Annotated in this window: 16 protein-coding genes; 6 read left to right on the top strand and 10 right to left on the bottom strand. The window is 72.1% G+C overall.

Features of this window, described 5'->3' with window-relative positions; all coding sequences use genetic code 11:
- Nucleotide 1 precedes the first annotated feature (1 nt).
- Both ACFVHI_RS00080 and ybaK read left to right on the top strand, forming a co-directional pair.
- Nucleotides 2-730 carry an LON peptidase substrate-binding domain-containing protein gene (locus tag ACFVHI_RS00080; protein WP_063347186.1) on the top strand — a complete coding sequence of 243 codons (729 nt, stop codon included), beginning with the start codon at nucleotides 2-4 and terminating at the stop codon, nucleotides 728-730.
- 98 nt (nucleotides 731-828) lie between these two features.
- Nucleotides 829-1,323: a Cys-tRNA(Pro) deacylase gene (ybaK, locus tag ACFVHI_RS00075; RefSeq protein WP_063347187.1), complete on the top strand. Its 495-nt coding sequence runs from the start codon at nucleotides 829-831 to the stop codon at nucleotides 1,321-1,323.
- A 45-nt stretch (nucleotides 1,324-1,368) separates the two neighbouring features.
- On the opposite strand, the gene ACFVHI_RS00070 is transcribed toward ybaK, so the two are convergent.
- The 6 genes from ACFVHI_RS00070 to ACFVHI_RS00045 all read right to left on the bottom strand — a co-directional run bounded on the left by ACFVHI_RS00070 (nucleotide 1,369) and on the right by ACFVHI_RS00045 (nucleotide 8,027).
- Nucleotides 1,369-2,190, bottom strand: coding sequence for a hypothetical protein (locus tag ACFVHI_RS00070; RefSeq protein WP_063347188.1), 822 nt, complete (start codon nucleotides 2,188-2,190; stop codon nucleotides 1,369-1,371).
- Between the two features lie 110 nt (nucleotides 2,191-2,300).
- Entirely contained in the window at nucleotides 2,301-3,116 is an 816-nt protein-coding gene (locus ACFVHI_RS00065) for an ABC transporter permease (RefSeq protein ID WP_063347189.1), read from the bottom strand.
- A complete protein-coding gene (locus ACFVHI_RS00060; RefSeq protein ID WP_063347190.1) occupies nucleotides 3,113-4,111 on the bottom strand; it encodes an ABC transporter ATP-binding protein in 999 nt (332 codons plus the stop codon). The genes ACFVHI_RS00065 and ACFVHI_RS00060 overlap by 4 nt, the downstream gene beginning before the upstream one ends.
- Nucleotides 4,112-4,213: 102 nt before the next feature.
- Nucleotides 4,214-5,665 carry an NYN domain-containing protein gene (locus tag ACFVHI_RS00055; RefSeq protein ID WP_063347191.1) on the bottom strand — a complete coding sequence of 484 codons (1,452 nt, stop codon included), beginning with the start codon at nucleotides 5,663-5,665 and terminating at the stop codon, nucleotides 4,214-4,216.
- Between the two features lie 324 nt (nucleotides 5,666-5,989).
- Entirely contained in the window at nucleotides 5,990-7,036 is a 1,047-nt protein-coding gene (locus ACFVHI_RS00050; protein ID WP_063347192.1) for an aspartate-semialdehyde dehydrogenase, read from the bottom strand.
- Nucleotides 7,037-7,136: 100 nt separating this feature from the next.
- Nucleotides 7,137-8,027, bottom strand: a complete 891-nt coding sequence (locus ACFVHI_RS00045) for a dihydrodipicolinate synthase family protein (RefSeq protein ID WP_380334018.1) — start codon at nucleotides 8,025-8,027, stop codon at nucleotides 7,137-7,139.
- Between the two features lie 72 nt (nucleotides 8,028-8,099).
- Between ACFVHI_RS00045 and ACFVHI_RS00040 the strand changes: the two genes are divergently transcribed.
- Complete coding sequence (locus ACFVHI_RS00040; RefSeq protein ID WP_380334016.1) at nucleotides 8,100-8,987, top strand: LysR family transcriptional regulator; 888 nt, start codon at nucleotides 8,100-8,102, stop codon at nucleotides 8,985-8,987.
- Between the two features lie 42 nt (nucleotides 8,988-9,029).
- Here ACFVHI_RS00040 and dnaE read toward each other — a convergent pair whose 3' ends face one another.
- The 4 genes from dnaE to ACFVHI_RS00020 form a co-directional block, all read right to left on the bottom strand.
- Nucleotides 9,030-12,563 (bottom strand): DNA polymerase III subunit alpha, encoded by a 3,534-nt coding sequence (dnaE, locus tag ACFVHI_RS00035; RefSeq protein ID WP_380334013.1) that lies wholly within the window; start codon nucleotides 12,561-12,563, stop codon nucleotides 9,030-9,032.
- Nucleotides 12,564-12,702: 139 nt separating this feature from the next.
- On the bottom strand, nucleotides 12,703-13,635 hold the full coding sequence (locus tag ACFVHI_RS00030; protein WP_380334010.1) for a hypothetical protein: 933 nt from the start codon (nucleotides 13,633-13,635) through the stop codon (nucleotides 12,703-12,705).
- A gap of 174 nt (nucleotides 13,636-13,809) precedes the next feature.
- Complete coding sequence (locus tag ACFVHI_RS00025) at nucleotides 13,810-14,076, bottom strand: hypothetical protein (protein WP_159398403.1); 267 nt, start codon at nucleotides 14,074-14,076, stop codon at nucleotides 13,810-13,812.
- The gene (locus ACFVHI_RS00020) at nucleotides 14,076-14,435 is read right to left on the bottom strand and encodes an ATP-binding protein (RefSeq protein WP_063347198.1); all 360 of its coding nucleotides are present in this window, start codon (nucleotides 14,433-14,435) and stop codon (nucleotides 14,076-14,078) included. The genes ACFVHI_RS00025 and ACFVHI_RS00020 overlap by 1 nt, the downstream gene beginning before the upstream one ends.
- A 237-nt stretch (nucleotides 14,436-14,672) precedes the next feature.
- On the opposite strand from ACFVHI_RS00020, the gene ACFVHI_RS00015 reads away from it, so the two are divergent.
- From ACFVHI_RS00015 to ACFVHI_RS00005, 3 genes are all read left to right on the top strand, one after another.
- Complete coding sequence (locus ACFVHI_RS00015; RefSeq protein WP_380334006.1) at nucleotides 14,673-15,521, top strand: helix-turn-helix domain-containing protein; 849 nt, start codon at nucleotides 14,673-14,675, stop codon at nucleotides 15,519-15,521.
- A gap of 10 nt (nucleotides 15,522-15,531) precedes the next feature.
- Nucleotides 15,532-15,723 (top strand): DUF397 domain-containing protein, encoded by a 192-nt coding sequence (locus ACFVHI_RS00010; protein ID WP_380334003.1) that lies wholly within the window; start codon nucleotides 15,532-15,534, stop codon nucleotides 15,721-15,723.
- Nucleotides 15,724-15,788: 65 nt separating this feature from the next.
- On the top strand, nucleotides 15,789-15,980 hold the full coding sequence (locus tag ACFVHI_RS00005) for a DUF397 domain-containing protein (RefSeq protein WP_380334000.1): 192 nt from the start codon (nucleotides 15,789-15,791) through the stop codon (nucleotides 15,978-15,980).
- The last annotated feature ends 265 nt before the right edge of the window (nucleotides 15,981-16,245 follow it).

Raw genomic sequence — 16,245 nt, 5'->3', positions numbered from 1 at the left:
CGTGACAGAACGGCTCCCGCTCTTCCCGCTGAACAACGTGCTCTACCCGGGCCTCGTGCTGCCCCTGAACGTCTTCGAGGAGCGTTACCGCCGTCTCGTCGCCGACCTGCTCCAACTACCGGCCGACACGCCGCGCCGCTTCGGCGTGCTCGCCATCAAGGACGGCCGCGAGGTCTCCCCGGTCCGCCCCGAGGAGGGCCCGGCCGGGCCGCTCGACGGCCTCGGCACCGCCACCGGGGACCCGCTGGAGGCGATGTTCCACATCGGCTGCGTCGCCGACGTCGCCTCCGTCCAGGAGCAGCCGGACGGCCGCTACGAGCTGCTGGTCACCGGCACCACCCGGTTCCGGCTCCGCTCGGCGGACGTCTCCGGCCCGTACCTGACCGGCGAGGCCGAACTCGTCGAGGAACAGCCCGGCGAAGGCTCCGGCGCCCTCGCCGCCGAGGTCGAGCGGGCCTTCCGGGTCTACCAGAAGCGCCTCGCCGGGGCCCGCGAGGCCAGCACGGTCGGGCGCCAGGAGCTCCCGGACGACCCGCAGGTGCTCTCCTACCTGGTCGCCGCCGCCTCGGTGTTCGAGACCCCGGTCAAGCAGCAGCTGCTGGCCTGCCCCGACACCGCCCAGCGGCTGCGCACCGAACTCGACCTGCTGCGCCGCGAGAGCTCCGTGCTCAGCTGGCTGCCGTCGCTGCCCGCCGTCGACCTCACCCGCCAGTCGTTCAGCCCCAACTGATCCGGGAAGCCCGCACGCCGACCCGGAAAACCCGCACGCTGACCCGGGAAGCCCGCACGCTGACCCGGAAAACCCGCACGGCGAAGAAGGAGCCCCACATGGCGAAGAAGCCGAAGAAGGGCGGGCAGGGTACCCCCGCCACCGTCGCCCTGGAGACCGCCGCCGTCCCGTTCACCGTGCACGCCTACGAGCACGATCCGGCCGCCGCCTCCTACGGCGGCGAGGCCGCCGAGGTCCTGGGCGTCGCCGCCGAGCGGGTCTTCAAGACCCTGGTCGCCGACGTGGACGGCGTGCTCACCGTCGGCGTGGTCCCGGTCGCCGGTCAGCTCGACCTCAAGGCCCTCGCCGCCGCCGTCGGCGGCAAGCGCGCCGCCATGGCCGATCCGGCCGCCGCCGAGCGCAGCAGCGGCTACGTCCTCGGCGGCATCTCCCCACTCGGCCAGCGCCGCCCGCTGCGGACCGTGGTCGACGCCAGCGCGCTCACCCACCCCACCGTCTACGTCTCCGGCGGGCGCCGCGGCCTGGAGGTCGAACTCGCCCCGGCCGACCTGGTCACCCTGACCGGCGCCCGCACCGCACCGATCGCCCGCTGACCCCGGCCGACGGGCCCACCCGCGGGTGGGCCCGGGCCTACGCGGTCAGCCCTGCCCGCGCTCCCCCGGCCGTGCAGCGTCCTCCGGCCGAACACCGTCGTCCGCCCGCACGGCGTCCTGCGGCCGCGCCGCGCCGTCCGCCCACACAGCGTCGTCCGCGGGGGCCTGCGGCGCAGCCGCCCCGTACGGCCCGGCCCAGTACGGCGGCGGGTCCTCCTCGCGCTTGCCGAACGCCGCCGACAGCGCCAGCAGCACCACCATCGCCGCCATCGGCCACACCAGCAGCGCCCCCAGCGCGCCGAGGTCGATGCTCGCGTCGAAGTGCCCGCCGTTGCCGACCCGCCGGGCTTCGGCGATCAGGTCGTTGCTGGGGCCGAGCCACCGGCCGAGCCGCCAGGCGCCGACCGAGCCGAGGAGTCCGCCGACCATCAGTCCGAGCGCGACCGCGATGCCGCCGCCGCGCTGCCGGGTGGCCAGGAAGGCCCCGAGCGCGGTCAGGAGGCCGGCGCCGAGCGCGATCAGGGCGAAGACCGCGTCGGCCCCCGCCCGCTGTTCGCCTTCGGGGTCGGCGTAGAGGATGCGGTCGCCGTCCACGACCAGCGGCACCTTGGGCGCGAGCCAGACCCACAGCCCTGCCATCACCAGTCCGACCGCGATGCAGGCCAGTACCGTGCCCGCGCCGAGCCGCAGCTCGGGCAGCAGCCGCTCCTTGAGCGTGGGGCCCGGCGACTGCGCGACCGCGAGGCCGGCCGGCGGCGGGGTCCCGGCGTCGGGGGCGGGCGGCGGCGCGTACGGATCGGGGGTGATGTCCGGCACCGCGTCCGCGGCGGCGCGGGTGGGGTCCGGAGGTGTGTTCGGTACGGTCACAGGCCCCATCGTTTCACGATCGCGGCCGGGACGAGCCGCCGCCCGTGCCTCCCGGAACCCGAACCCCGCACCTCGCGGAGCCGGACCCCGGGCGACCCCCGGGACGCCCCCTACCGGGAGACGGCCCGCCGGTAGGCCCAGGTGGCGATCGCCAGCGACACCACGCCGACGCCCGCGCAGACGGCGAGGTCGCCCGCGATCAGCGCCCAGTCCGGGTCGGGTTCGAACGTCCGGGCGAAGGCCTCGACGCCGTACGTGGAGGGCAGCAGGTCGCGCAGCCACAGGACGGGCTGCGGGAGGTGGTCGACGGGCAGCACGCCGAGCAGCAGCGCCGCCGACATGCCGAGCTGCCCGAGCATGGTGGCGATCTCCTGGCGGGGCGCGAGCAGCCCGCAGGCGGCCCCGAGCCCGGACAGGGCGGCTCCGGCGAGCGGGACGACGGCCAGCAGCACCCACAGCTGCCCGAGCGGCAGCCCGAACATCACGGCGCCGAAGGCCGCGGTGAGGACCGTCCCGGGCAGCGTGAACGAGGCGTAGGCGGCGGCCGCGCCGAGCACCACGGAGGCGGCGGGTACGGGCAGCGTCGCGTAGTGGTCGAGTCCGCCGGTGGCCCGCAGCTTCCCGAAGTACTGGGCGAGCAGGTTGAGGGCGACGAACGCCACCACCAGCACGCTGGACCCGGCGACCACGGACCGCGCGGCCGAGGTCTGCCCGGCGTCCACCACGCCCCGCATCATCACGAGGATGCCGACGGACTGGAAGGTGGCGACGAACAGCAGCGGGATCCGCGCCACCCGGGCCCGGGCGAGCTGGGCCCGGTAGACGGCGGCGAGGGCGGGCAGCAGCCGGGCCGCGGGGGCGAGCGGGGCGGGGGTGCCGCCGGTCGCGGGGGCGGTGGCCTGCGGCGGCACCGAGAGCAGCGTCACTTGGCCAGTCCTCCGTGGCGGCCCCCGAGCTTGAGGTAGGCGTCCTCAAGGCTTGGGGTGGCGAGGGTGAAGTCGTCGAGGGCGGCGAAGGCCGGGCCGGTGGTGACGGCGGCGACCAGTTCGCGGGCCTGTTCGGGGGTGGTGCGGACGGTCCAGCGGCGGCCGGTGCGTTCGGCCCGTTCGGCGAGTTCGGCGACGGCGGGGACGGTGAGCGGCGCCTCGTCCCGCCAGACCAGGTCGAGCCGGACGTCGCCGTCGACGAGGGCCTTGAGCCCGCCGGGGGTGTCGCAGGCGATGACCCGCCCGTCGTCGATGACGGCGACCCGGTCGAGCACGGTCTCGGCCTCGATGACGTTGTGGGTGACCAGCAGGACGGTGGCGCCGCGTTCGGTGCGGCGCCGGTCGACGGCGGTCCAGACGGCCCGCCGGGCGACGGGGTCCATGCCGGTGGTGGGTTCGTCGAGGACGAGCAGCGGCCGTTCCCCGACGAGGGCGGCGGCGACGCAGGCGAGTCGGCGCTGGCCGCCGGAGAGCTTGGCGAGCGGCCGCTGGGCGAGGGGTTCGAGCCCGAGTTCGGTGAGGACGTCGGCGGCTTCGGTACGGGCCTGGGCCCGGGTGAGGCCGCGCAGCCGTCCGGTGGTCTCGGCGGCGAGCGCGACGGTCAGTTCGTCGAGGGCGCTGGATTCCTGGCCGAGGTAGCCGAGCAGCCGGGCGGCCCGTTCGGGGTGGCGGACGATGTCGTGGCCGAGGAGTTCGACGGATCCGGAGTCCGGGCGCAGCAGGCCGGTGAGCTGGCGGACGAGGGTGGACTTGCCGGCCCCGTTGGGTCCGAGCAGCCCGAAGATCTCGCCCTGGTGGACGGTGAGGCTGATTCCGTCGTTGGCCCGGATCTCGCCGGCGCCGGCTCCGCGCCCGGTGCGGTAGGTCCTGACGAGGTCGCGCACGGCGACGCACGGCGGGGTGTTCTGGGGTACTCGCCCTGCCGACTCGGTCACGACCGAAGACTTTACGCGTTCGCCCGGGCGAACCGGACAAGGGGGCCTGATCACCGAAAACCGGCACGCGGCTCGCCGGGTCCAACCCGGGCCGTGCGCCCGTCAGTCGTCCACGACGACCATCGATCCGCCGGGCACCCGCACCGCCAGTTCCTTCCAGAATCCGGCCCGGATGGCGTAGCGGTCGTGTTCGTCGATCTGGTCGTCCTTGTGCGCGAGCAGTCCGAAGCGGGCGGCGTAGCGGAGGAGTTCGCCGTCGACCCGGTGCGGGATGCGGGGGTAGTCGGGCCAGAGCACGGTGAGCCGTTCGACGTCGCCCAGCCGTTCGCTCCAGCGGCGGGCGAAGACCTGGCCGACTTCGTGGGCGTCGCCGCCGATGGAGGTGATGTCCTCCTCGCGGTCGGCCCAGCGCTGTTCGGCGGTGGTGAGGTGGGCGAGGGTGGGGAGGCTGTCGCCGGCGGTGACGGCGGGTTCGGGGGCGGGGCGGTCGACCCATCCGCGGTCGGAGGACCAGCGCAGGACGGGGCCGGCCTGTCCGGGGGCGCCCGTCGTGCCGACGGCCTGCCCGTTGGTGCCGTGCCCGTTCGCCTGCCCGTTCGCCTGCCCGTTCAGGAACCCGTTGCCGCCGTGCCCGTTGCCGCCGTGCCCGTTGACGAGCCCGTTGCCGCCGTGGCCGTTCGCGAGTCCGGTGCCGCCGTGCCCGTTGACGGCCGGGGCGACGGCGGGGGTTCGCCCGGCGAGGTCCTTGGGGGTGGGGACGACCTTGAGCGCGGCGGCCGGCTGGGGCCGCCCGGCGCCTGGGACGGCCCCGACGGCGGAGGCCCCGAGGGCAGCGGGCACGGCGGCAGCGGGCACGGCGGCCGGGGCGACGGCGGCCGGCTGGACGACCGGGGGCGCCACGACCGGCGCCGCGGCGGGTGCCACCACGGGCGGGGCGCCGGGCGGGGCGGCGAGGATCTTGGCGATCTCCTGGCGGGCGCCGGGCGCCGGAAAGACGTTGGCGTTGTCCCGGAGGCTGAAGGAGCCCTCGATCCACTCGCGGTCGAGCACTCTTCGCTCGTCGGCCTCGCCGACCAAGTCCTCGGACTGGTTGAAGTCGCCGTCGGCGGCCTGGAGCGCCCACAGGTGGACGGCCACGCCGTGTTCCTTGGCGGTCATCATGCCGGGCAGCAGGTCGCCGTCGCCGGTGATCAGGACGACGTCGGCGCAGGCCCGGTTGCGGGCGAGTTCGGAGAGTTCGGCGTGCATGGCGGCGTCGACGCCCTTCTGCACCCAGCGCCCTTCGGCGCGGGTGAGGGCGCCGAGCCGCACGGTGACGCGGGGCAGGACGCGCAGTCGGCGGTGTTCGGGCATCGGGCGCCGGTCGGGGGCGGCATCGAACCAGTAGATGCGCAGCAGCGGAAGCCCGGTCTCGGCTTCGGCACGTTCGCGCAGCGCGGTGATCAGCGCGGTGTGGTCGACGGTGACTCTGGAACGGGATGGGTCACCGGCGAGCAGGCTGGCGGCGGCGCCCAGCAGGTATCCGGCATCCACCAGGACGACACAGCGGTCCATCGCGCACCTCTTTCCACTCGCCCTCGTGTGGGGGTCGGGCCGGGTGGGCGCGGATCCGCCCGTCGTCCGGACGTGGTGGGGTGAGGGGCCCCCGTGGCCGCCCGATCGTTGGGTCACCTTTTCCCCCTGGTTCGCGCGCCGAACCTCGACGGATGTCGCGGTACCGCAACGGCAAGCCCAACGGAACGCAAAGGCGGGCCCCGTTCAACGACGGGGCCCGCCCTTGGTCACGCCGGGGAGTGCGAGCGGGCGCCCCCCGCGAGGTGCGAGGCGCTCGCCGCGAGGTGCGGGGTGCGAGCGCCCGCGGCCCGGCGGGGCCGGGTGTCAGCCCTTGAGCTCGGCGGCGACCAGCTCGGCCAGCTGGACGGCGTTGAGCGCGGCGCCCTTGCGCAGGTTGTCGTTGGACACGAACAGCGACAGGCCGTGCTCGACGGTCTCGTCGGCCCGGATGCGGCCGACGTAGCTCGGGTCCCGGCCGGCGGCCTGGAGCGGGGTGGGGATGTCGGACAGCTCGACGCCGGGGGCGGCGGCGAGCAGTTCGGCGGCGCGCTCGGGGCTGATCGGGCGCTCGAAGCGGGCGTTGATCTGGAGCGAGTGGCCGGAGAAGACCGGGACGCGCACGCAGGTGCCGGCGACCTTGAGGTCCGGGATGCCGAGGATCTTGCGGCTCTCGTGGCGGAGCTTCTGCTCCTCGTCGGTCTCGTTGGAGCCGTCCTCAACGATGGAGCCGGCCAGCGGCACCACGTTGAAGGCGATCGGGCGCTGGTAGACCTTGGGCTCGGGGAACTCGACGGCGGAGCCGTCGTGGGCGAGCGCGGCGGCGCCGTCGACGACCTTGGCGGCCTGGTCCTGGAGTTCGGCCACGCCGGCCACGCCGCTGCCGGAGACGGCCTGGTAGGTGGAGACGACGAGCGCGGCGAGGCCGGCCTCCTCGTGCAGCGGGCGCAGCACGGGCATGGCGGCCATGGTGGTGCAGTTCGGGTTGGCGATGATGCCCTTGGGCCGGTCGGCGATGGCGCCGGGGTTGACCTCGGAGACGACCAGCGGGACGTCGGGGTCGCGGCGCCAGGCGGAGGAGTTGTCGATGACGACGGCGCCGGCCGCGGCGGCCTTGGGGGCGAGGGCCTTGGAGGTGGAGCCGCCGGCCGAGAAGATCACGATGTCCAGGCCGGTGTAGTCGGCCGTGGCCGCGTCCTCGACGGTGACCTCGGTGCCCTGCCAGGGCAGGGTGCGTCCGGCCGAGCGGGCCGAGGCGAACAGCCGCAGCTGCTCGACCGGGCCCAGTCCGCCTTCACGACCAGCGCGCTCCGCCAGGATCTCGCGGACCACTGCGCCGACCTGGCCGGTGGCCCCGACAATGCCGATCTTCATTCCGACTACTCCTCTGGATGGTGCTGTCTACAGCCGCACTCTGCCCATCATGCCTTGTCACGAGGGTGCGGCGGCCTGGTGTTCCACGGTGTGAGAGCGACTAGTGGTCCAGACCACTCACGAGCTTCAGCGCCGCCTCGACCTCCGCCCCGCCGGCCGGCAGCAGCGGCAGCCGGACGTCCGGGGTGGGGATCCGGCCCTGGGCGTGCAGCACGCCCTTGATCACCGTCGGGTTCGGCGCGGCGAAGGCGGCCAGCGCCAGCCCGGTGAGCCGGTGCCCGAGCGCCCGGGCCCGGGCGGCGTCCCCGGCCTGCCAGGCCTGCGTCAGCTCGACGAACCGGGCGGTGGCCAGGTGGGCGGAGGCGAGGATGCCGCCGGCCGCGCCGAGCGCCAGCAGTGGGGACAGGAAGGCGTCCTCCCCGGTCAGCACCGCGAAGTCGGCGGGGGCGGCGGCGAGCAGTTCCACCGCCGTCTGGTCCACTCCCCCGGTCGCGTACTTGACGCCCACCACGCCGTCCAGCGCGGCGAGTTCGAGCAGCGCGGCGGCGGACAGCTGCTGCCCGGTGCGGTACGGGATGTGGTAGACGACCAGCGGCAGCGGGCTGCTCCCTGCGAGCGCCCGGAAGTGCGCGACCGTCCCGGCCTCGCCCGGCCGCAGGAACGCCGGGACGGTGACCAGCGCGGCCGCGGCCTGCGGCACCCGCTTGCCGAGCGCGGCCAGCGAATCGGCGGTGGAGCGGGTGTCGCCGCCGTGCGCGCCGACGGTCAGGAGGGCCCCGCGGGCGGCGCAGGCGGCCGCGGCGGTCTCGACCACGGCCCAGCGCTCGTCCTCGCTCAGCGCGGCGGGCTCGCCGGTGGTCCCGAGGGCGACCAGCCCGGCCGCGCCGGCCTCCAGCAGCTCGGCGGCGAGCACGGCGAGGGCGTCCAGCGCGACCGTGCCGTCCGCGGCGAAGGGCGTGATCAGGGGGACGTGGATGCCGGTGAGTTCCATGGCCACGATCCTGCGGCCCGCCGATCACCCAGGTCCAGTTCACATTCGTGATGCTTCTCGTAAGCTGAGCCGATGCTCGACGTCCGACGCCTGCGCCTGCTGCGCGAACTCGCCCACCTCGGCACCATCGCCGCCGTCGCCGAGGCGCTCTCCTTCAGCCCTTCGGCGGTGTCCCAGCAGCTGTCCGTCCTGGAGAAGGAGGCGGGCGTCCCGCTGCTGGAGCGGACCGGGCGGCGGGTCGCGCTCACTCCGGCCGGGCGCAACCTCGTCCGGCACGCCGAGGCGGTGCTCGCCCTGCTGGAGCAGGCGGGCGCCGAACTCGCCCACGCCCGGCGGGGGTTGGCCGGCCCGCTGCGGATCGGCACCTATCCGTCGGCGGCCCGCGCGATCATCCCGGCGGTGCTGGGCGAGCTGGCCGCCTGGCACCCGGGCCTGGAGCCGATGGTGACGGAGGTGGATCCGGCGGGCGTCGCGGCGGCGCTGCGCGCGGGCGAGCTGGACGTCGCCCTGGTCCACGAGTACGACCTGGTCCCGGCCGATCCGGAGCCGGGCCTGGCGGTGACCCGTCCGGTGTTCACCGAGCCGATGTACCTGGCGGCCCGTAGTCCGGGCACGGTCGCCGAGCAGCGCGGCGCGCCGTGGATCATGGCCCCGCCGGGCACGCTCTGCCACAGCATGGCCGTCCGGGCCTGCGAGGCCGCCGGGTTCGCGCCCCGGATCCGGCACCAGATCGACGACTTCGCGACCGTCCTGGCCCTGGTCGCGGCCGGCCAGGGCGTGGCCCTGGTCCCACAGCTGGGCGCCGCGCAGCCCCCGCCCGGCGTGGTCCTCACCCGGCTGCCGATGTACCGCCGCACCCGGGCCGCCTTCCGCGCGGGCGCCGGTTCCCACCCGGCCATCTCGGCCTTCGTCTCCGCCCTGCACACGGCCGTCCCCCCAGGCCTGGGCGGGCACGGCTGATCCCCCGGGCCTCGCTAAGAGGCACGGGGGATCAGGCGCACGTCAGCCCGCCAGGCAGCTCGGCCCGAGCAGCTGCTTGAGGTCCCCGAACAGCGCCGGGTCCGACTTCACCCGGTGCCGGTCCAGCCGCAGCACGGTCGTCTTGTTGCGGCTCTCCAGCCGCACCCGGACCTCCGTGGTGCCCCGGTGGCTGCCCAGCACCTCGCCGAGCCGGGCGATCAGCGGCGGGGTGATCTTCACGCTCGGGATGTTGATGATGATCGGCGCCTCGGCGTGCGCGTTCGACAGGTCCGGGACGGTCAGCTCCATCCCCATCAGTCGCGGCACGTCCTCCCGCTTGTCCAGCTTGCCGCGCACGAACACCACGGCGTCCTCGACGAGTTGGGCCGAGACCAGCTGGTAGCTGGCGGGGAAGAACATGCAGTCGATCGAGCCCGCGAGGTCCTCGACGGTCGCGATCGCCCAGGCGTTGCCCTGCTTGGTCATCTTGCGCTGGAGGCCCGAGATGATGCCGCCGATGGTGACGATGGTGCCGTCGGGCCGTTCGGCGAGGTCGGCCACCGCGCAGTCGGCCTTGTCGGCGAGCACGTGCTCGATGCCGTGCAGCGGGTGCGAGGAGACGTACAGGCCGAGCATCTCGCGCTCCTGGGTGAGCAGGAAGGACTTCTCCCACTCCTCCTCGGAGAAGACGACGTCGAGGCCGAAGCTGGGCTCGTCGGAGACGGCGTCCCCGCCGAACAGGTCGAACTGGCCCTCGGCCTCCTTGCGCTTGACCCCGACGACGTTGTCGATCATCGGCTCGAACTGCGCGCTGAGGCCCTTGCGGGTGTGCCCGAGCGAGTCGAAGGAGCCCGCCTTGATCAGCGATTCGACGGTCCGCTTGTTGCAGACCACCGACTCCACCTTGTCGAGGAAGTCCGGGAAGGAGCTGAACTTCCCCTTCGCCTTGCGGGTGCGGATCATCGAGTCGACGACGGGGCCGCCGACGTTGCGGATCGCGGTGAGGCCGAACCGGACGAGCGTGTCGCCGTGCGGGGTGAAGTCCGAGTCCGACTCGTTGACGTCCGGCGGCAGCACCTGGATGCCCATCTTGCGGCACTCGTTGAGGTAGATCGCCGACTTGTCCTTGTCGTCCTTGACGGACGTCAGCAGGCCGGACATGTACTCGGCCGGGAAGTTCGCCTTGAGGTAGGCCGTCCAGTACGAGACCAGCCCGTACCCGGCGGTGTGCGCCTTGTTGAACGCGTAGCCGGAGAAGGGGACCAGGACGTCCCACACCGCCTGGATCGCCGCGTCCGAGTAGCCGTGGTCCCGGCAGCCCTTCTGGAAGGGCACGAACTCGGCCTCCAGGATCTCCTTCTTCTTCTTGCCCATGGCCCGGCGCAGCAGGTCGGCCTGGCCGAGCGAGTAGCCGGCGAGGATCTGGGCGGCCTTCTGCACCTGCTCCTGGTAGACGATCAGGCCGTACGTCGGCTTGAGGATCTCCTCCAGGGGCTTCTCCAGCTCCGGGTGGATCGGGGTGATCTCCTGCTGGCCGTTCTTGCGCAGCGCGTAGTTGGTGTGCGAGTTGACGCCCATCGGGCCCGGTCGGTACAGCGCGAGGACGGCGGAGATGTCTTCGAAGTTGTCGGGCTTCATCAGCCGCAGCAGCGAGCGCATGGGGCCGCCGTCGAGCTGGAAGACGCCGAGCGTGTCGCCGCGTGCCAGCAGTTCGTAGGTCGGCTTGTCGTCCAGGGGCAGATCAAGCAGGTTGATCTTGATGCCCTTGTTCTTCTCGATCGCCTTGACGGCGTCGTCCATGATCGTCAGGTTGCGCAGGCCGAGGAAGTCCATCTTGAGAAGGCCGAGGCCCTCGCAGGTGGGGTAGTCGAACTGCGTGATGGTGACGCCGTCGGTGTGCCGGGTCCAGACCGGGATGTGGTCGGTCAGCGGCTCGGCGGACATGATGACGCCGGCCGCGTGCACGCCGGGCTGGCGGATCAGGCCCTCGATGCCGCGCGCGGTGTCGATGACCTTCTTCACGTCCGGGTCGCTCTCGTACAGGCCCCGGATCTCGCCGGCCTCGCTGTAGCGCGGGTGGCTGTTGTCCGTGATGCCGGACAGCGGGATGCCCTTGCCCATCACGTCCGGCGGCATCGCCTTGGTGATCCGGTCGCCCATCGCGTACGGGTAGCCGAGGACGCGCGAGGAGTCCTTGATGGCGGCCTTCGCCTTGATGGTGCCGTACGTGACGATCATGGCGACCTTGTCGGATCCCCACTTCTCGGTCACGTACCGGATCACGTCACCGCGCCGGCGCTCGTCGAAGTCGATGTCGACATCGGGCATGGAGATGCGCTCGGGGTTGAGGAAGCGCTCGAAGATCAGGCCGTGCGGAATGGGGTCGAGGTCGGTGATGCCCATCGCGTACGCGACCAGCGAGCCGGCCGCCGAACCACGGCCGGGGCCCACCGCGATGCCCTGCTCCTTGGCCCACATGATGAAGTCGGCGACCACGAGGAAGTACGCCGGGAACCCCATCTGGATGATGGTGTCCATCTCGTACTCGGCGAGCTTCTTGTGCTCCTCGTCGTACCCGCCCGGGAAGCGCCAGTCCATGCCCTTCCACACCTGGGACTTGAAGAAGTCCGCCTCGGACTCGAAGCCCTCCGGGATCGGGAAGCGCGGCATGAGGTTGCGGAACTTGAACATGCCCTCGGTGTCGACCCGGGAGGCGACGAGCAGCTGGCTGTTGCGGCAGCCCTCCTGCCAGGCGTCCGAGGAGTCCAGGGCGTACATCTCGGCAGCCGACTTGATGTAGTAGCCGGTGCCGTCGAAGCGGAAGCGGTCCGGGTCCGAGAGGTTCTTGCCGGTCTGCACGCAGAGCAGCAGGTCGTGCGCCCCGGCGTCGGCCTCGGTGGTGTAGTGCGAGTCGTTGGTGACGACCGGGGGGATGTTCAGCTTCTTGCTGATCTCCAGCAGCCCGTCGCGGACCCGCTTCTCGATGTCGAGGCCGTGGTCCATCAGCTCCAGGAAGTAGTTCTCCTTGCCGAAGATGTCCTGGTAGTCGGCGGCCGACTTCACCGCCTCGTCGAACTGGCCCAGGCGCAGCCGGGTCTGCACCTCGCCGGACGGGCAGCCGGTGGTGGCCATCAGGCCGCCGGACAGGTCGGAGATCAGCTCCTTGTCCATCCGGGGCCACTTCACCAGCCAGCCCTCTGCGTAGGAGCGCGAGGTCAGCTTGAAGAGGTTGTGCAGGCCCTCCTTGTTACGGGCCCAGATGGTCTTGTGGGTGTACGCGCCGGAGGCGGAGACGTCGTCCCGCTTCTGGTGCGGCTGGCCCCACAGGATGCGCTTGGTGTTGGAGCGGGACTCCGGCGCGACGTACGCCTCGATGCCGATCACCGGGGTGATCCCGGCGGCGGTCGCCTGCTTGTGGAACTCGGCGGCGCCGTACATGTTCCCGTGGTCGGTCATCGCGACATGGGTCTGGCCCAGCCGCTCGACCTCCTTGAACATCTGCTTCAGCCGGGCGGCACCGTCCAGCATCGAGTACTCGGTGTGGACGTGCAGATGCGCGAACGGCTGATCGCTCAAGGCGGGGCCTCCGGAGGCGAGTGCGGGTCTGGTGGGCCGGCGAACGCGCAGGTACGCGCAGGTCACGGAAGGTGCCTGGAAACGGATGTGGCCCGGACCACCTCGTGGGGTCCGGACCATCACTCACACGTTCACCCGTCTACTCTAGCTCCCCTTCGGAGCCGGCTCCCTCCGGCTCGGAGCCTCCCGAGCTCAGCCCGGCGAGTCGCGCCCCGGCGGCCTCACGGACCTCCGCCTCCTCCATCGGATCGTCCCGCAGGTGGGCGAGGCGTTCCCGGACGTGGGGGCGGTCGGGGGCGTGCGCGACGGCCGGCAGGCGGGCGCCGGCCTCGCAGTCCCAGAGGCACTCGGTGTACACCTCGGCCAGCCCGACGGGGGCGACGGCGGCCAGTGCCTCCAGATAGGCGGGGCGCTCGGAGGAGTGCGGCGTCCACAGCCAGAAGCGGCGCAGCAGCGACGCGGCCCCGGCGGCATCGGGGCCGAACCGGGCCAGGCCCCGGGCGGTGTGCATCGGGCCACACCACTCCTGGGACGCCCACTGCCGCTCCAGCTCTCCCGTCGCCGTCGGCAGATCACTCGCGATGTGCAGATCACTCGCGCCGCCGTGCTCCGGCAGCAGGGCGCGCGGGCCACGCCACTCACGGACGTCCTGCCCGGCCGCCAGGTCCTCCCACCACGGGGTCGGCCAGACCGTGGCCACCGACTCCAGGACGGCCACCCGGTGCTCGCCCTCGCGGACGTGGGTACGGAGTGCTTCCCGAGCCTCGGCGGAGCCGCCGAGCGCCAGCAGCTCCAGGACTCCGGTGGCCCGCAGGCAGGTGTCCTCGTCCCCGGTCAGCAGGTCGACGATCGGTCCGACCGGCAGTTCCAGGTCCCGGACGAGCCGCGCCAGGTAGAGGTGCCGGTCGTCCGCCTCTCGGTCCCAGCGCCAGTCCCAGCGGATGCACCCGTAGACCAGCTCGGCGGCTGCCGCCGGGTCCTCCGCCGCCATCTGCGCGCCCAGGCCCCGGCCGCGCTGCAACAGCCCGGGCAGGGTGCCTGCCGGGGCGTACTCGTATCTCCGCTGTGCCACGTGCCCAATCGTCCCTTAGCCCCCGACGGCTGGGCGGCGGGGGCTGGGGAGGTGGGGGTGAGGGGGCTGGGGGTTAGGTGTCCTCGTCGGGCGGGGTCGCGCGGAGGGCGGTGATGACACCCAGGGCGACGGTGGCGATCGCGAGCGCGAGGAGGACGGCGAAGGCGGTGGCGATCAGGAAACGCACGAGTCGTCGCCTCGCTCGGCGGCGAGGAGGAGGGAGAGGAGGTTGAGGAGAGTGGAGGCGGGGGCGGCGTTGAAGCGGACGAGGATGCGGCCGTCGATGGTCTTGTCGGTGGTGGCCGAGGGCCAGATCAGGCCGAACCTCCGGCCACGCTCCTGGACTTCGGCGAGGAGCGTGTGGATGTGGTCGTCGGTGTAGTGCCGGATCCGGGGGTCGGTCGGCAGCATGGGGCGACGGCGCGGGAGCGGGAAGGACATCAGGCGGCGTCCAGCTCGAACCAGACCATTTTGCCGCGTTCCTGGGGATCCACGCCCCAGCGATGGGTGAGGCCTTCGATGAGCTGGAGGCCCCGGCCGGACTGCGCGAGGGGCGCCGGCGCTTGCTTCTTGGGGAGGTCCGGGCTCTCGTCGCTGACGGACACCCGGAGGGTGGGGCCGACGGCGAGGATGAGGACGAGCGGCGCGGGGGTGCCGCCGTGCCGCCAGGCGTTCACGAGCAGTTCCACGAGCGCGAGTTCGGCGTCGTCGGTGACCGAGGGCAGGTACCCGCAACGACCCATCGCGTCCCGGAGGGACTGGCGGGCGATGGCGAGGGAGGGCGTGTTGAGGTGGCGCATGGGAGTTCTCCCGAGGCGTGATGGTGAGGGAAGAACCGGCGGGCATGCCGCCGAAGGCCCAACGAGAGGGCCCTATTGACGATCCGTCGGATCGCCATGACACCGAACATACAGCAGCGGTATCACGTGTAGAACGAAAACCGGATAGGTTCACCCTGAAGTGCCACCCTCCGCCCCCAGGTGGACCCGCGCCAAGCGGCGCGGCAGACTTGGAACACACCGGCAAGGAAGGACCCAATGCCGCCACGACTCAATCCGACGCTCCGTCAACGTCGTATCGGTGCCGAGCTTCGGAAGATGCGCGAGGCCGCCGGTCTTCAGACGGTGAACCTGAGCAGGGCCCTTGGCATCGACAGAACTCAGGTCAGCCAGATGGAGTCTGGCAAGATCGGCGTGAGCCCAGAACGGCTCCGCTCCTTCGCCGCAGCCTGCAAGTGCACGAACATGCCCTTGATCGAGGCTCTGGAGTCCATGGTCCAGGACCGCTCCAAGGGTTGGTGGGAGGAGTACCGAGGGTCCCTCCCTGACGGCATCCTTGAGAACGCGGAGCTGGAGAAGCGTTCGAACGGGCTCATGATGTGGCTCCTCACCCACATGCCGGGCCCCTGCCAGACCATCAACTACGCCTCGTCAGTCTTCGGTCGGGTATTTCCTCCACTCCCTCGGCACGAGTTGGAGGCCCGCACCGCATTCAGAATGCAGCGCAAGGCCGACCTGCGCCGCAATCCGAAGCCGCTGACCGCTTTCATCTACGAGTCGGTACTGTGGACTCGGTTCGGCGGTACCCAGATCCTCAAGGAACAACTCGGCTCCCTGCTCGAAGACTCCGAACTGCCCTGGATGACCATTCGAGTCGTACCGTTCAACGTCGAGACCTTCCCCGGGGCCGCCGAGAACCTCGCCTATGCGTTCGGCTCGGTCCCTGAGCTCGACACTGTCGAACGGGAACTCTCCCAGGGCCCCGAATACCTCGACGCCGTCAACGAGCTGGCCAGCTACCGGTACATCTTCGAGCGCACTGAATCGGTTGCGCTGAGCGCGAGCGGCTCTCGCGACCTGATCCGCAAAATCGCACGAGACCTATGAAAGGCCCATCATGACCGACACCGAGTGGCAGAAGTCTTCCTTCAGCGGCAGCGTCGAGAACTGCGTCGAGGTACGCACGGCCAACGGGACGGTCGAACTCCGCGAGTCCGACGAGGGCCACCTCATCATCCCCACCACCCCGGCCCACTTCGCCGCCTTCCTCCAGGCCGCCAAGGCCGGCGAGTTCGACCACCACGCCTAGACACCCCACAGCGCAGGAAGTCGGCCAGCCCGACTTCCTGCGCCAAACAACCAACGGGACCCCAGGTGACCGACAGCAACTGGCAAAAGTCCAGCTACAGCGCCGCGAACAACGAGTGCGTGGAGATCCGCACCGCCGACGGCCTCGTCGAACTCCGCGAGTCGGACGAGGGCCACCTCACCATCCCCACCACCCCCGCCCACTTCGCCGCCTTCCTCCAGGCCGCCAAAGCCGGCGAGTTCGACCACCACGCCTAGGGCGTGTCTTCAAACTCCCGTCGTCCGCCCGGAGGGCGGGCGTGGCGGCGTTGGGGTGCGTGCATCGCAAGGCGGAGGAGGGAGTCCATGCGGAGCATCGGCGACTGACGACAACGCGGCGAGGCGCGTGCCCCGGCGTCGGCGCGCAGGCGGGGGTTTGAAGACACGCCCTAGTACTGCAACGGTGCTTACCGTGACGAGGCTTCAGCTCTTGGGCTGTGGCCTCGTCTTTTGTAGTGGCTGGTCCGGGCCTGTTGTTGGCGTC

The organism is Kitasatospora sp. NPDC127121 (genome assembly GCF_042677305.1).
GTDB lineage: Bacteria > Actinomycetota > Actinomycetes > Streptomycetales > Streptomycetaceae > Kitasatospora.
Note: the sequence above shows the minus strand (reverse complement) of the source record. Positions and strands in the feature narration are given on the sequence as shown.

Excerpts from the sequence above, each read along its gene's own strand:
- ybaK (WP_063347187.1), top strand. The coding sequence starts at position 829 with ATGGCGAAGAAGCCGAAGAAGGGCGGGCAGGGTACCCCCGCCACCGTC.
- ACFVHI_RS00055 (WP_063347191.1), bottom strand. The coding sequence starts at position 5,665 with ATGGACCGCTGTGTCGTCCTGGTGGATGCCGGATACCTGCTGGGCGCC.
- ACFVHI_RS00050 (WP_063347192.1), bottom strand. The coding sequence starts at position 7,036 with ATGAAGATCGGCATTGTCGGGGCCACCGGCCAGGTCGGCGCAGTGGTC.
- ACFVHI_RS00045 (WP_380334018.1), bottom strand. The coding sequence starts at position 8,027 with ATGGAACTCACCGGCATCCACGTCCCCCTGATCACGCCCTTCGCCGCG.
- ACFVHI_RS00040 (WP_380334016.1), top strand. The coding sequence starts at position 8,100 with ATGCTCGACGTCCGACGCCTGCGCCTGCTGCGCGAACTCGCCCACCTC.
- ACFVHI_RS00025 (WP_159398403.1), bottom strand. The coding sequence starts at position 14,076 with ATGTCCTTCCCGCTCCCGCGCCGTCGCCCCATGCTGCCGACCGACCCC.
- ACFVHI_RS00020 (WP_063347198.1), bottom strand. The coding sequence starts at position 14,435 with ATGCGCCACCTCAACACGCCCTCCCTCGCCATCGCCCGCCAGTCCCTC.
- ACFVHI_RS00015 (WP_380334006.1), top strand. The coding sequence starts at position 14,673 with ATGCCGCCACGACTCAATCCGACGCTCCGTCAACGTCGTATCGGTGCC.
- ACFVHI_RS00010 (WP_380334003.1), top strand. The coding sequence starts at position 15,532 with ATGACCGACACCGAGTGGCAGAAGTCTTCCTTCAGCGGCAGCGTCGAG.